Annotated in this window: 11 protein-coding genes; 5 read left to right on the top strand and 6 right to left on the bottom strand. The window is 63.9% G+C overall.

Features of this window, described 5'->3' with window-relative positions; genetic code table 11:
* The 4 genes from BUB09_RS17250 to BUB09_RS15000 form a co-directional block, all read right to left on the bottom strand.
* The coding region (locus tag BUB09_RS17250; RefSeq protein WP_175550219.1) for a PAS domain-containing protein at positions 1-1,739 on the bottom strand (1,739 nt) is incomplete at its 3' end.
* A 77-nt stretch (positions 1,740-1,816) separates the two neighbouring features.
* The gene (locus BUB09_RS15010) at positions 1,817-2,119 is read right to left on the bottom strand and encodes a hypothetical protein (protein ID WP_072898851.1); all 303 of its coding nucleotides are present in this window, start codon (positions 2,117-2,119) and stop codon (positions 1,817-1,819) included.
* A gap of 475 nt (positions 2,120-2,594) precedes the next feature.
* On the bottom strand, positions 2,595-4,244 hold the full coding sequence (gene groL, locus BUB09_RS15005; RefSeq protein ID WP_072898849.1) for a chaperonin GroEL: 1,650 nt from the start codon (positions 4,242-4,244) through the stop codon (positions 2,595-2,597).
* A 49-nt stretch (positions 4,245-4,293) separates the two neighbouring features.
* Positions 4,294-4,581, bottom strand: a complete 288-nt coding sequence (locus tag BUB09_RS15000; protein WP_072898847.1) for a co-chaperone GroES — start codon at positions 4,579-4,581, stop codon at positions 4,294-4,296.
* Between the two features lie 320 nt (positions 4,582-4,901).
* On the opposite strand from BUB09_RS15000, the gene BUB09_RS14995 reads away from it, so the two are divergent.
* The 5 genes from BUB09_RS14995 to hemH all read left to right on the top strand — a co-directional run bounded on the left by BUB09_RS14995 (position 4,902) and on the right by hemH (position 11,611).
* Entirely contained in the window at positions 4,902-6,239 is a 1,338-nt protein-coding gene (locus tag BUB09_RS14995) for an OmpA family protein (RefSeq protein WP_072898845.1), read from the top strand.
* Between the two features lie 95 nt (positions 6,240-6,334).
* Entirely contained in the window at positions 6,335-7,108 is a 774-nt protein-coding gene (locus BUB09_RS14990; protein ID WP_072898843.1) for a hypothetical protein, read from the top strand.
* A 230-nt stretch (positions 7,109-7,338) separates the two neighbouring features.
* Positions 7,339-8,781 (top strand): amino acid permease, encoded by a 1,443-nt coding sequence (locus tag BUB09_RS14985; protein WP_072898841.1) that lies wholly within the window; start codon positions 7,339-7,341, stop codon positions 8,779-8,781.
* Between the two features lies 1 nt (position 8,782).
* Positions 8,783-10,456, top strand: a complete 1,674-nt coding sequence (locus BUB09_RS14980) for an alanine/glycine:cation symporter family protein (protein WP_072898839.1) — start codon at positions 8,783-8,785, stop codon at positions 10,454-10,456.
* A gap of 24 nt (positions 10,457-10,480) precedes the next feature.
* The gene (hemH, locus tag BUB09_RS14975) at positions 10,481-11,611 is read left to right on the top strand and encodes a ferrochelatase (RefSeq protein WP_072898837.1); all 1,131 of its coding nucleotides are present in this window, start codon (positions 10,481-10,483) and stop codon (positions 11,609-11,611) included.
* An 18-nt stretch (positions 11,612-11,629) separates the two neighbouring features.
* Here the strand turns inward: hemH and BUB09_RS14970 are convergent, their stop codons facing one another.
* Both BUB09_RS14970 and BUB09_RS17350 read right to left on the bottom strand, forming a co-directional pair.
* Positions 11,630-12,583, bottom strand: coding sequence for an OmpA family protein (locus BUB09_RS14970; protein ID WP_072898834.1), 954 nt, complete (start codon positions 12,581-12,583; stop codon positions 11,630-11,632).
* Positions 12,584-12,845: 262 nt separating this feature from the next.
* Positions 12,846-13,841: an OmpA family protein gene (locus BUB09_RS17350; protein ID WP_217650314.1), complete on the bottom strand. Its 996-nt coding sequence runs from the start codon at positions 13,839-13,841 to the stop codon at positions 12,846-12,848.
* Positions 13,842-14,032 lie beyond the last annotated feature (191 nt).

Raw genomic sequence — 14,032 nt, 5'->3', positions numbered from 1 at the left:
ACGGCGTCGATGGCCCGATTCAGGTTGTTCTTGATCGTGTTGAAGTCACCGTTGTAGCTTTCGGTGATCGCCGGCGGGATGTCGCCCTTGGAGATCCGGTCGACGTAGTTCGCCGCAACATTCAGCGGGCCGATGACGGCATCCAGCGTGTCGTTGACGCCCTGGACGATCTTGCGGAAGTCGCCTTCGTGCTTGGATGCATCGGCACGGGTCGACAGACGGCCTTCGACGGCGGCTTTGGCCAACATGTCCGCATCAGCGACCAGTGCATTGACCACATCGACACAGGTGTTCAGGTTGCTCTTGATCGTATTGAAGTCACCCTTGTAGCTATCGGTAATCTTCGGCGGGATATCGCCCTTGGAAATGCGGTCGACATAGTGAGCGGCGACATTCAGTGGCTTGATGACGGCATCAAGCGACTCGTTGATGCTGTGGATCATCGTGCGGAATCCACCCTGGTGTAGCTCGGCGCGGGCACGAGTCTCGAGCTTGCCTTCACCAATAGCATCCAGGGTGGTGCGAATATCGGTCAGCACACCGTCGTTGCTGGCGAGCACCTGGTTGATACCTTCTACCAGCGTGCGTATCGCGCCGTTCTTGTCATCCTCGGCGATCCGCTGCGTCATATCGCCTTGACGCGCTTTTGCCACGACCACGTCGACTTCTTTAACGGCGGCGATCAGCGCTAGGCTTTCGCGCATCTGCTCGGTAATGTCCTGACCGAACTTGACGACTTTGACCGGCTTGCCGTCGACATCCAGGATCGTGTTGTAACTGGCCTGCATCCAGACATCGCGACCGTCCTTGGTGATCCGACGGTACTGTTTGGCGACATGCTCGCCGCGACCCAGCTTTTGCCACATCTCCTGGTACTCCGACCCGGCCGCCTCGACGGGGTCGACGAACATGCGGTGGTGCTTGCCTCGGATCTCATCGAGCGAGTAGCCCATCATCTTCAGAAAGTTGTCGTTGGCCGTCAGCACATGGCCATCCATGGACAACTCGATAACCGCCTGCGACCGGCTGATGGCCGTCAACTGGCCGTGATAGTCGGCGTTGAGGGCGTCCTGAACCAACTGCTTGGTAATGTCCTTCCACTCGACGACGGTGCCCAAGTGGCCGCCGGACTGCTTGATGGGGTTCAGAACCAGCGAGAATGAGCGATTGCCGATGTTCAGGCGGGTCGTGTACTGGCGATCGAGTTCGGCCAGCAGGCGACGCTGATGCGCCGGATTCTTGTGAAAAAGATCGATGTTCTGTCCGATCAGCCGATCGGCGTTGAATGCCGGAATATCCTTCCGGATCTCGTCCTCGGCCGCCTTGAGCATCTTCAGGATCGATCGATTCACGTAGACGATGTTCAGGTCGGCATCGGCCACCATGACGTTGGTCTCGACCACATCCAGGCCCTGGCGGATGCGAGCGGCCTCGGACACGAAGCGGGACGACTCCCCAATGTGTTCCTTCAGCGAGCTTCGCATGCCGTCGAGCGCCGCCAGCAGTTCGGCCGCGTCACCGACGACCGTCGCATCGACAGGAGCGTCGTAGTCACCAGCCGCTAGGCGCTTGGCGGCCGCTTGGACCGACCGCATGCCGCTGGTCAGTTCGCTGCCGGTTGCCGCCAGCAGATACAGCGCGAGCAAGGTCGCACCGGCGGCAGCCGGCGCACTGACCAGAACGGACAGCACAAGGCTGGCGATCAACAACAGGCTGATGATGCCGACCTTGGCCGACAAGGATGCTCGTCCAAGGACAGCGTGTGCAGGTTTGAACAAAACGTTCATGAGCATGATCTCTCTTTGTGAAACTCGTTCTAGGGGTGAGGTCGACTGCCACGCCCGGGTTGAGCGTCGATGTGCCAAGGCCTGAAGCAAAGGCCAACGGCGGTGTCGCCGTCAGGGCGGAGAACGGGGATATCGGCGTGATCGAACGGAACGGATATCGGATACCGAACCGGTCTGTCGTTCGCGGCGCCAGAGTCGGCGCTGAGCGCAGCGCCGGAGGCAGGCCGGGCGGCCGCCGGGGTATTCACATCGAAGAAGGCATCGATCGAATGGAGCCGCTGGCGGCTCTCGCTCAGATCAGTGCGGAACGCTTCTTCGATGTTCAGGTTCATCGCGGATGGACCACGGTTTGTGCCGCCCCGAACCCACTGGTTCGGGGTGATGGCGCACCGCGGGTGCCGCCTGCTCGAAGCGAAAGGCACTGCCAACGGTGGCAGTCGGCTTAACGGCCGCGATCACGGCCGGTGGACCGGCTGAGTCGCAGACGGTCGATTCAGACGGATCAACGGTGGGTGACCGTCCCGACGTCCGCCTTTGGCCAGAGCCGGCGACATGCGCAAGCGAAGGCCTGATGCCCACATCGCCGAGAATCTGAAGATGGCGTCGACAACGACACTCGGCTGACCGGCTTTTTGAACCGCGTGGATCGACCGGCACGCGCTCGAACCGATACGCGGTTCCGCGTCCGCACTACGTCGGACCTCCGGCGACGCATTGCTACGTCTCCTGGGCCGTATTGCAGACACAAAAAAATCGGGGCGCCCGAAGACGCCCCGATCTGACAGCTTGAAGCGGTGTCGGGTCGACTTAGAAGTCGCCCATGCCGCCCATACCACCCATGCCGCCGCCCGGGGGCATGCCGCCCATCGGCTCGTCCTTCTTCGGCGATTCGGCAATCATCGCTTCGGTCGTCAGCAGCAGGCCCGCAACCGAGGCCGAGTTCTGCAGCGCCAGACGCGTGACCTTGGTCGGGTCGATGATGCCCAGCTCGATCATGTCGCCGTACGTGCCGTTGCTGGCGTTGTAGCCGTAGGCGCCCGTGCCTTCCAGCACCTTGGCGAGCACGACGCTCGGCTCGTCGCCGGAGTTCTTGACGATCTGGCGCATCGGCTCCTGGATCGCACGGCGCAGGATGTTGACGCCGATCTGCTGATCGGAGTTGGCAACCTTGAACGTGTCGAGGAACTTCGACGCACGCACCAGCGCCACACCGCCGCCGGGGACGATGCCTTCTTCAACGGCCGCACGGGTGGCGTGCAGCGCGTCTTCGACGCGAGCCTTCTTTTCCTTCATCTCGACTTCGGTGGCGGCGCCGACCTTGATCACTGCAACGCCACCGGCCAGCTTGGCCAGACGCTCCTGCAGCTTCTCGCGGTCGTAGTCGCTGGTCGAGGCTTCGACCTGCTTGCGGATCTCGGCGACGCGCGCTTCGATCTTGGTCTTCTCGCCAGCACCGTCGACGATGGTGGTGTTTTCCTTGTCGATCTGGATCTTCTTGGCCTGGCCCAGGTCGGTCAGCGTGGCCTTCTCGAGGCTCAGGCCGACTTCTTCGGCGATGACCGTACCGCCGGTCAGCGTCGCGATGTCCTTCAGCATTTCCTTGCGACGATCGCCGAAGCCCGGCGCCTTGACGGCAGCGACCTTCAGGATGCCACGCAGATTGTTGACCACGAGCGTGGCCAGCGCTTCGCCTTCGACGTCTTCGGCGATGATCAGCAGCGGACGGCCCTGCTTGGCAACGCCTTCGAGCACCGGCAGCAGATCGCGGATGTTGCTGATCTTCTTCTCGGTGATCAGGATCAGCGGGCTGTCCAGTTCGACGGTCTGGCTCTGGCTGTTGTTGATGAAGTACGGGCTGAGGTAGCCGCGGTCGAACTGCATGCCTTCGACGACGTCCAGCTCGTTGTCCAGGCCCTTGCCTTCTTCAACGGTGATCACGCCTTCCTTGCCGACCTTGTCCATCGCGTCGGCGATGATGTTGCCGATCGCCTCGTCAGCGTTGGCCGACACGGTGCCAACCTGGGCAATGGCCTTGCGGTCCTTGCACGGCACGGAGACTTTCTTCAGCTCGGCGGTGACGGCCTCGACGGCCTTGTCGATGCCGCGCTTGATGTCCATCGGGTCGACGCCGGCGGCGACCGACTTCAGGCCTTCATTGACGATCGCCTGCGCCAGCACGGTGGCGGTGGTGGTGCCGTCGCCGGCCAGGTCGGAGGTCTTGGAAGCGACTTCCTTGACCAGCTGCGCGCCCATGTTCTCGAACTTGTCCTTCAGCTCGATTTCCTTGGCCACGGACACGCCGTCCTTGGTCACGGTCGGGGCGCCGAAGCTCTTGTCGAGGACGACGTTGCGGCCCTTCGGACCCAGCGTGACCTTGACGGCATTGGCCAGGATGTTGACACCAGCGACCATGCGCGAACGCGCGTCATCGCCGAACTTGACGTCTTTTGCTGCCATGTTGATAACTCCTGAAGCTAAATAGGGGTTGTTACGAGACGCGTCCGACTTAGGCGAAGACCGCCATGATGTCGTCTTCGCGCAGCACGACCAGATCCTGGCCGTCGATCTTCACTTCGGTGCCGGAGTACTTGCCGATCAGCACGACGTCGCCCTTCTTGACGCCCGGCTCCTGCAGCTTGCCGTCGTCAGTGCGCTTGCCCGGGCCGACAGCGATCACTTCGGCGCGGAGGGGCTTCTCGGCCGCGGAGTCCGGGATCAGGATGCCGCCGGCGGACTTCTTTTCTTCTTCCAGACGCTTGACGATCACGCGATCGTGCAGGGGACGCAGACTCATAGAACGCTCCTAAATCTTGTGTTGTTTCGATTCCCAGGCTCCAGTTTGCGCTGGCAGTCGGTCGGGCACGGCGTACCGGCGTCCACGACTGTTAGCACTCTCCCCTGGAGGCTGCTAATTCTTGGGTACGTCGTTAGGCGATTCAAGGGGGCATCGATAAAAAAACCGGATGAACCGCTTGCCGTCGGTCCGGTTATGTCATCCATTCGACGGCAAGCGGCTTCAACTTTGGCTTAAGCTTCCTGCCACAGGATGTCCGGGTGCGCTGCCGCATGGCCGCCGGCCACAGAACAAATTCGCCAAAAGAAGGGAGTGTCGAGATGAAATTTGCACGCCGCAACGTCGCGGCCGCAGCCGCTGCCGTTTTTGCCACCCTGGCCGCACAACCGGTCATCGCGCAGGACGAAGGCGCCGACGGCAGCCAAGCCGATCAGCCCAAGCTGAGCTACGTCGGCGTTTTGGGTAGCTATCTGGACCTCGACAAGCAGCGCGTGCCGACCGACGGCACCGGCATCGGCCTGCTGTATGGCCGCCAGTTCGGCCACGGCAACTGGTTCTGGGAAGCACAGCTGTTTACGCAGAACTTGGAAACGAACAAGAACGACGTTCCCGATCACTACCGCTCCGGCGGCGGCCTCGATCTGGTTTATGCACTGAACGAACGGCGCACGTTCACGCCGTTCGCATTGCTGGGCATCGGCGGCAACTATAACGACGGCATCCCGGACGACGACGACAAGTTCGATTTCTTCGCCAACGCCGGCCTGGGCCTGGTGACACGACCGCTGGGCACCTACGGCTTCCGCTTCCGCGCCGAAGCCCGCTACATCTACGACGACTTCCAGGGCGGCCAGAACGACATCCGCTACAGCGTTGGCCTCGAGCTGCCGCTATCACCCTACGAGCAGCCGCGCGTGCTGCCGCCGGCCCCGGTGGCCGAATCGACCGAAGTGGTCAAGGTCGAAACGATGGCCGACAGCGACGGTGACGGCGTTCCTGACCAGTTCGACAAATGCCCCGAGACGCCGACGGGCATGCCGGTCGACGGTATCGGCTGCGGCCTGGCTCAGGTGATCACGCTCACCGGCGTCAACTTCGACTTCGACAAGGCCACGCTGACGCCGGATTCGCTGAAGATCCTCGATGAGGTGGCGCTGAAGATCAAACACTTCACGTCGGTGCCGATGTCGCTGGAGGGCCACACCGACAGCAAGGGCTCGGATTCGTACAACGAGATGTTGTCGCAGCTGCGAGCCGACACCGTCCGCGACTACCTGATCAAGCAGGGTGTCCCGGGCGACCAGCTGACGGCCAAGGGCATGGGCGAAGGCCAGCCGGTGGCCGACAACGGCTCGGAAGCCGGGCGTGCATTGAACCGCCGCGTCGAACTGCACATTGCCGGCCAGGAAGCGCCGACGGTTCCGGTGGATGCCAGCGGCGACATGCTGCCGGGCACGACCGAGCCGACCGCCGACGCCGCTACGGCCGCCCCGGCAACGGAAGAGCCGGCCGCCTCGGCCGATACGGCGACGCCTGCCGAATCCAGCGAAGCGGTGGCGGAGCCGGCGGCCGAGACGGTGGCCGAGCCCGCCGAGGTTGCCGAGCCCGCGACGATGGAAGAGATGGCGCCGACCGAAGAACCGGCGCCCGCCGAGTAAGCGAGGGCGTCACAGCGGGGCGCCGCTCGGTGCCCCGCTTTTTGCGATCAAGTCGGCGCCGACGGCGCCGACGCCTTATATAGAGGGAATCACCGATGATGCTTCACAAGACCCGACTCACGTTGGTCGCCTCCCTGCTGGCCTCACTGCTGATGGCCGGCTGCGAGGCCCAGGGCGATGGCGAACTGTCCGACGGACTGGACAACAACGGCAACACGACGCTGTTCCCGAACGATGGAATGGCGCCGACCCAAGTCACCGACAACGGCACCGCCATCGCCGGCAGCTTCATCTGCGAAGGCGGCATTCAGGCCGTGACCCCGAACGCCACGACCGAAGTCGGCAGCGGCGGTCTGGTCGGCGGCCCGCTGACCAACCTGCTGAATCTGGTCGGCGGCGATACGGTGACGCAGTTGCTCAACAGCGTGTCCGAGAAGGACGCGGTGATCGACAACAACCTCGCCACGTTTTCGACCTATTCGCTGACGCTGGGTCTGCTGGCGGTGCTGAATTCGGTCGACTTGATCGTCAACGCCAACACCGAGATCCAGCCGGGCAACTTCGCGGTGTTCGCCGTGCGCTTCCCGCCGGGCGTCGTCGATGCCTCGCTGGTCAACTCGCTGACGGTGCGCACTTTCCTGGCCGGCGTGCAGCAGGAAGAACTGGTCACGACCCAATCGTCGCTCGACCTGCTGGGCTTGAACGTGGCCGGCGCTGACCGCTTGTTCGTCGGCATCAAGGCGGCCAAGCGCTTTGACTCGGCGTCGTTGAGCCTGCGTCCCAACGTGCTGTCGGCCAATGTCGGCGACGCTCTGTACGCGCACGAACTGTGCGTCCGCGGCCGGTTCGTAGCCGCGGCGACGCCGTAAATCGCGTCAACAGCACAGCCAAGCCACGTCGACCGTGAACGGTCGGCGCAAGGGCCAGCGGCGGAGTTCCGCCTCTGGCCTTTTTCATGGGCCGAAGACCACTGCCGGGGCACGATCGAAGCGGAAACATGCTCAGGCGCCGGTGCTGCACGCAGCGTCATACTTTCTGCCACCATCCGGGCGAAAGCCGACGTCGCTCGATCGGTCCATCAGAATTACAAGGAGAATCCATGCGTCTGTCCGCCGCGCTGCTGCGCACTAAGGCCATCAACGTCGACGGCCCGTCCGAGTCAGGGCTCAAACGGGTGCTCAGCGCCACCGATCTGACCTTGCTCGGCATCGGCGCGATCATCGGCGCCGGCATCTTCGTGCTCAGCGGCATCACGGCCGCGACGCAAGCCGGGCCGGCGGTGATCCTGTCGTTCTTGGTCGCGGGCTTCGCTTGTGCCTGCGCCGCGCTGGCTTACGCCGAGCTGGCATCGGCCATCGGTGGCAGCGGCAGTGCCTACGGCTACGGCTACGCGGCGCTGGGCGAGTTCCCGGCCTGGATCATCGGCTGGATGCTGTTGTGCGAATACATGGTCGCGATTCCGGCCGTGTCCGCCGGCTGGTCGGGCTACGCCTCCGACTTCCTGACGGCGTCCGGCTTCGGCTTGCCGGCTGAGTTGACGCATACCCCGCTGGATCCGAAAACGCCGGGCTTGATCAACCTGCCCGCTTTCAGCGTGGTGCTGGCGCTGGGCATCCTGCTGGCCCTCGGCGCCAAGGTCAGCAGCCTGTTCAACGCGATCATGGTGGCGGTCAAGGTCACAGCGATCTTCATCTTCATCTTTGTTGCGATTCCGCATGTGGTGCCGGCCAACTGGCATCCGTTCATTCCGGAGCAGGTCATCGATGCCGATGGCCAGTCGCATTTCGGCGTCAACGGCATCTTCAAGGGCGCATCGACGATCTTCTTCGCCTACCTGGGTTTCGACGCCGTCTCCACCGCAGCCGAAGAAACGCGTAACCCGCAGCGCGATCTACCGATCGGCATTCTCGGATCACTGTTTGCCTGCACCGGTTTGTACATCCTGGTGTCGGTGCTGCTGACCGGCGTGGTGTCGTACACCGAGCTCAACGTCGCCTCGCCGGTTACCCATGCTCTGCTGCAGATCGGCGCGACCACGGCGGCCAAACTGATCTCGGTTGGCGCCGTCGCCGGCCTGACCACGGTGATGCTGGTGATGTACTTCGGGCTGACGCGCGTGCTGTTCGCGATCGCCCGCGACGGCCTGCTGCCGCCGTTCTTCGCCTACGTCCATCCCCGCACCGGCACACCGCTGGGTTCGATCCTGGCCTCGGGTGCGGTCATGCTGGTGTTCTCCGGCTTTGTTCCTCTGGGGCGCTTGGCCGAGATCGCCAACATCGGCACGCTCGGCGCATTTGTCGTGGTCTGTGCCGGCGTGATCGTGCTGCGCATCACGCGGCCCGATCTGCCGCGTCCGTTCCGCACGCCGGCCTCGCCGCTGATTCCGGCGCTCGGCGTGCTGTCGTGCAGCTACCTGATGTACCTGCTCGGCCCGCATACCTGGATCGCATTCGGCAGCTGGATGGCGCTCGGATTGGTGCTGTACTTCGCCTACGGCTACTCGCATAGCCGCATCGGTCGCGCTGCTGCTGCCGCAGGCTGACGTGGAGACGTTCTTCGCGCTGCTGGATCAGATCAATGCGGTGCTGCTCAGCGTGCCGGTGCTGCTGGCGCTGCTCGGCATCGGCCTGCTCTTCACGCTCTGGAGCGGCTTCTCGCAATACCGTTCGCTGACCCACGGCGTGGCGCTGGTCGCCGGCAAGGGCATCGACACCTCGCACGGGCCCGGCGCACTGACGCACTTCCAGGCGTTGACGGCGGCGATGTCGGGCACGGTGGGCCTCGGCGCGATTGCGGGCATGGCCATCGCCGTTGATTTCGGCGGTCCCGGCGCGGTGTTCTGGATGTGGGTGGTCGGCTTGGTCGGCATGTCGCTGAAGACCACCGAAGTGACGCTGTCGCTGCTGTATCGCGACACGCGCGACGCCGAGAACCCGCATGGCGGCGCGATGTACATCGCCGCCAACGGCCTGCCGACGCTGTCGCCGCGGCTCAAGCCGATCGGTCGCATCGTTGGCGGCCTGTTCGCCGTGGCGCTGATGATCTTCGCGTTCACCGGCGGCAACATGTTCCAGACCTGGAGCGTCGCCGACACCACGCGCGAATACTTCGGCGTGCCGACCTGGATCACCGGTGTGGTGCTCGCCGTTTGTGCCGGCGCGGTGATTCTCGGCGGCATCAAGCGCATCGGCAACGTGACCAAGACGCTGGTGCCGTTCAAGTGCGGCGTCTACGTGCTGTGCGGCTTGTACGTGATTTTCACGCATGCCGAAGCACTGCCGGAATGCTTCCGGATGATCTTCGCCGGCGCATTCTCCAAGACCGAAGCGGCGGGCGCATTCACTGGCGGCACGCTCGGCAGTGCATTCATGTGGGGCATGAAGCGCGCGCTGTTTTCCAGTGAGTCGGGACTGGGCACGGCGCCGATCGCGCACGCTGCCGTCAAGACGCCGGAGCCTGCGACCGAAGGCGTGGTCGCCGGGCTGGAGCCATTCATCGACACGATTTTCGTCTGCACGGTGACCGCGCTGGTGGTGCTGATCACCGGTGTTTGGAACCGCCCCGCAGCGGCGGACTGGGCCGAACCACCGGCGATGATCGAATCACCGGCCGGGCATTGGACGCCGGCGCTGCAGCCCGATCAGTTGGCGATCCGCGCAAGCCAGTTGCCGGCCAACACAGCGGGCACGCCGGTCTTCATCGTCGTCGACACCAATGGCACGCGGCAGCGCTTGTACGGCAACTACGAAACGCGGGACGGCGTCAGCCGCCTGGCATGGCAGCCGCTGAAGGCCACGATGGCGCCGCGCGCGGTCGAGGCCGGCGTGTTCGCCGACTACCGCGGATCAACCTTGGTCGCCAAGGGCTTCGACAGCGTCCACGACGGCCTCGGCCGCTGGCTGATCACGATCGCGGTCTGGGTGTTCGGCCTGTCGTGCATCATCAGCTATGGCTACTACGGTGAGCAGGGCGTGATCTATCTGTTCGGTGAGCGCGCCGTGCAGCCGTTCCGCTGGTTGTGGTGCGTGGCGGCAGCGGCGGCCTGTTTCGGTTTCATCACCACATCGGCGCAGCTCGACACGATCAGTACCGTCGGCATGGGCTTGATGTATGCGATCAACCTGCCGTTGTTGCTGCTGCTCGGCAGCAAAGCGATGGCCACGTATCATGGCTACTTCCGCCGGCTGCGCGCCGGTGCGATCGCCCTGAAGCCGTAACCTCTGCTGAGCCCTGCCCCTGCGATGTCCGACTCGACCTCGATCGACCTGCCTCACCGCGCGCCCGTCAAAACCGGCGTGTTGCTACTCAATCTCGGCACCCCTGAAGCACCGACGCCATCGGCGATCCGGCGCTATCTGAAACCGTTCCTGTCCGACCGTCGTGTGGTCGAGTTGCCGCGGCCGCTGTGGCTGACGATCCTGTACGCGTTCATCCTGCCGTTCCGGCCGCGCAAACTCGCTCACAGCTACGGCAGCATCTGGATGCAGCCGGGTCCGCTGGGTTCACCGCTGATGCATCACTCGGTGCAGCAACGCGATGGGCTGCATGCCTGGCTGGCGCAAAAGCTCGGCCACGATGTTCCAGTGGCGCTGGGCATGACCTACGGCAAGCCGGATGTCGACAGCGCGATCGCCGAACTGGAAGCGCAGAACGTGCGTCGCTTCGTCGTGCTGCCGCTGTATCCGCAGTACTCGGCGAGCAGCGGCGGCGCGGCGCTCGACGCGGTGTTCCGCGTGCTGCTGAAGCGGCGCTGGATGCCCGAAGTGCGGACGATCAACAGCTATCACGACGAACCCGCGCTGATTGGCGCACTGGCGCAAAGCATTCGAACGCACTGGGCCACGCACGGCCGTGGTGACCATCTGCTGATGTCGTTCCATTCAATCCCGCGCCAGTATTTCACCAAAGGCGACCCCTACTTCTGCTTCTGCCAGAAAACGGCGCGTCTGCTGGCCGAAGCGCTGGAACTGCCGGCAGGCAGCTGGTCGGTCAGCTTCCAGAGTCGGCTCGGCCGACAGCCTTGGCTGCAGCCGTATACCGACCTCGTCATTCCTCAACTGGCACGCAGCGGCGTCAAGACGATGGACGTCATTTGCCCCGGCTTTGCCGCCGACTGCCTGGAGACGCTTGAAGAAGTTGCGCTGCGCTATCGCGAAGACTTTCTTGAGGCTGGAGGCCAAGCCTTCCGCTACATTCCAGCGCTGAATGCCGACCCGGCCCACATCGATGCCTTGGGACAACTGGTGTCGCGACACTTGTCCGGCTGGTTGCCGGCAGCCGAAAGCGCCGACGACAGCGCGGCCCGCGTTGCGCGGGCGCGTCAGGCACAAGCACAGATGCAGCACGAAACGCTGCTTGACCGGCCGGCATAGTCGCCGGCCGTCGGCTACTCAATCGACTTCGACGATCACTTCGGCACGCCGCTGATCGATGCCGTTGTCGGTCGCTGCATGGCCGACACTCTGGATGCGGCTCGAGTCGATTCCCTCGCTGATCAGCAAGCGCCGCAGCTGATTGGCGCGGGATCGCGCCACCGTGCTGGCGCGACTGCCATCGCTATCGGCGTCGGCATACCCTTCGACGACCAACACCGCACCGCGCTGGCGTAGCGCCTGCTTCATCGACGGCACGGCCGATCGCAGCTTGGCCATCGACGGCGCCGATACCAGGTTGCTCTGCGCGGCAAACGCAAGGCTCAGCAAGGCCGACGGATTGACCGAGATCACCGGCAAAGAAGCCGGCACCGGTGACGTCGTTTGCGTCTCACGGACATCCGCCACACGTGGTTTGATCAACGGAGCCGCGTCGGTGACAACGGCCGCAGCGGGCGTCGCTGCAGTGGGTGACGGCACCGGAGTAGGAGTAGGAGCAGGAGTAGGCGTCGGTGTGGGTGTTGGCACCGGCATCGGCACGGCTGGCATCGTCAAAGCGGGCGTAACGACTGAAGGTGCCGTCGCGACGACGGTCGTGGCCACGGTCTGCGGAGCCTTCGAGACCAGCGGCTTCCTCAGTGGCGTTCGCGCGACCTGGCGCGGCGCGCAACCGAGCCCGTTGACGACCGCACCCAACTCCGATGCCGGACAAGCATCGAGTCCATTGGCGACGCCGTCGTAGTCGTCATCGACGGCGCAGCCGCTGGCATCAATCTGCGCACCGGCCGGTGAGTACGGGCAGCTGTCGACATCGTCCCGGACCCCGTCGTTATCGGCATCGGTGTCGCGGACGCAACCGACACGGTCGATCGCAGCAAACTCCGGCGCATACAAGCAACGATTCGATTCGCCGGCTAACGCATCGCTGGCATCAGCCGCTGCTGTGCTGCCGATTGCGCCGACGATCAGCATCAGCACGCCCCCCATCGATGACCAGGGTTCGCCCGCGGACGACGAACAACCGCGCATATCGCGGGCAAACAAGGTTCGATGGAATCGGCGCATGCCTTTGAACTGCTTCCGTAGGAATGTCGTGCTCTCCGCTGCAGCCTAGCGGCCGTACCGGATCGCGCTCAAGTGTATTCGGCGCACATCGGCTACCGTCCAGCCGCCAAAAAAAAACCCGCCGGTTCAGAACCGGCGGGCTTTTGACGACCTTGCGGTCGAGTGTTGCTTACTCGTGCGTCTGGACTTCGGCGCGACGGTTCATGGCGCGACCTTCGGCCGTTTCGTTCGTCGCGATCGGCTTGGACTCGCCAAAGGCAAACGTGTTGATGCGGCTAGCCGAGACACCCTTGCGGACCAGGTAGCTCTTCACGCTGTTGGCGCGACGCTCGGACAGACCCTGGTTGTAGCCGTCGGTGCCCACCCAGTCGGTGTGGCCGGAGACGTCAACCTTCAGGCCCGGGTAGGTCTTCGTCAGACCGTCGATGGCCGTAGCGGCGCTGTCGAGCTTGACGGCTTCGGCCGGCGCGATGTCCGACTTGTCGAACGCGAAGTGCACGTCTTCGAACTTCTTCGAAGCGGCGGCCGGAGCCTGCTTCGGGCAGCCCTTGGCGTCGACCGCGGTGCCGCCGGTGGTGCCCGGGCAGAGGTCAGCCGTATCGCAGACGCCGTCACCATCGCTGTCGGCGCAGGCCGAAGGCGGCGCGACGACATCGGCAACCACCGGGCGCGAGCCCAGCGGAATCACGAGGCCGACCTTGGCGACGACTTCGCCGAGCGGGCCGTCGATCTGGCCGCCGAGCGCGTTGTCATCAAAGAACGTGTAGCGGTAACGCAGGTCGGCGCGGAAGCCCAGGTCGGCACCCCACAGCGAGAAGAACTTCATGAAACCCAGACCCGCATCGACCAGCGGCGCGCTGTCGTTCGTGCTGGTGCCGCGCAGCTTGGCGTAGGTGCCGCCGACGGCAGCAGCAAAGTAAGGCGAGAACTTGCGGTTGCGGCTGTAGAAGTACAGCGCGTCCAGCTTGCCGCCGTACTCGCGCTGGGCGCGGGCGCCGACGCTGTCGTCGTGCGGGAACTCGTTATAGAAGCCACCCAGTTCCAGGCCCCAGTGCTCGGACAGCGCCTTACCGACGCTGAGCAGGCCGCCATGGCCGGCTTCAACGCCCTGACTGTCATTGTTTTCGAAGGTGTAGCTATACATCTCCGAAATGTAGGGGCGCATTTCCGTCGTCCACGCCGAGGAGTCATCCTGTGCATGGCCCACAGAAATCACGGAAAGCAGGCCTGCAGCAAGGCCGGCTCGAACAATAGTTTTCATTAGACAACTCCCTTCAGTCGAGGCGCAGATACAGCTTTTATCCGATTGCGTAGGCAACACGTTCACTATTATAGACGATGCAGGATTACATGAAG

Origin of the sequence: Hydrocarboniphaga daqingensis (genome assembly GCF_900129825.1) — a bacterium.
In the GTDB taxonomy this organism is placed as follows: Bacteria; Pseudomonadota; Gammaproteobacteria; order Nevskiales; family Nevskiaceae; genus Hydrocarboniphaga; species Hydrocarboniphaga daqingensis.
Note: the sequence above shows the minus strand (reverse complement) of the source record. Positions and strands in the feature narration are given on the sequence as shown.

Coding starts and splice junctions, on each gene's coding strand:
- groL (WP_072898849.1), bottom strand. CDS start 4,244: ATGGCAGCAAAAGACGTCAAGTTCGGCGATGACGCGCGTTCGCGCATG.
- BUB09_RS17350 (WP_217650314.1), bottom strand. CDS start 13,841: ATGCGCCCCTACATTTCGGAGATGTATAGCTACACCTTCGAAAACAAT.
- BUB09_RS14990 (WP_072898843.1), top strand. CDS start 6,335: ATGATGCTTCACAAGACCCGACTCACGTTGGTCGCCTCCCTGCTGGCC.
- BUB09_RS14985 (WP_072898841.1), top strand. CDS start 7,339: ATGCGTCTGTCCGCCGCGCTGCTGCGCACTAAGGCCATCAACGTCGAC.
- BUB09_RS15000 (WP_072898847.1), bottom strand. CDS start 4,581: ATGAGTCTGCGTCCCCTGCACGATCGCGTGATCGTCAAGCGTCTGGAA.
- BUB09_RS14970 (WP_072898834.1), bottom strand. CDS start 12,583: ATGCTGATCGTCGGCGCAATCGGCAGCACAGCAGCGGCTGATGCCAGC.
- BUB09_RS15010 (WP_072898851.1), bottom strand. CDS start 2,119: ATGAACCTGAACATCGAAGAAGCGTTCCGCACTGATCTGAGCGAGAGC.
- BUB09_RS14995 (WP_072898845.1), top strand. CDS start 4,902: ATGAAATTTGCACGCCGCAACGTCGCGGCCGCAGCCGCTGCCGTTTTT.
- hemH (WP_072898837.1), top strand. CDS start 10,481: ATGTCCGACTCGACCTCGATCGACCTGCCTCACCGCGCGCCCGTCAAA.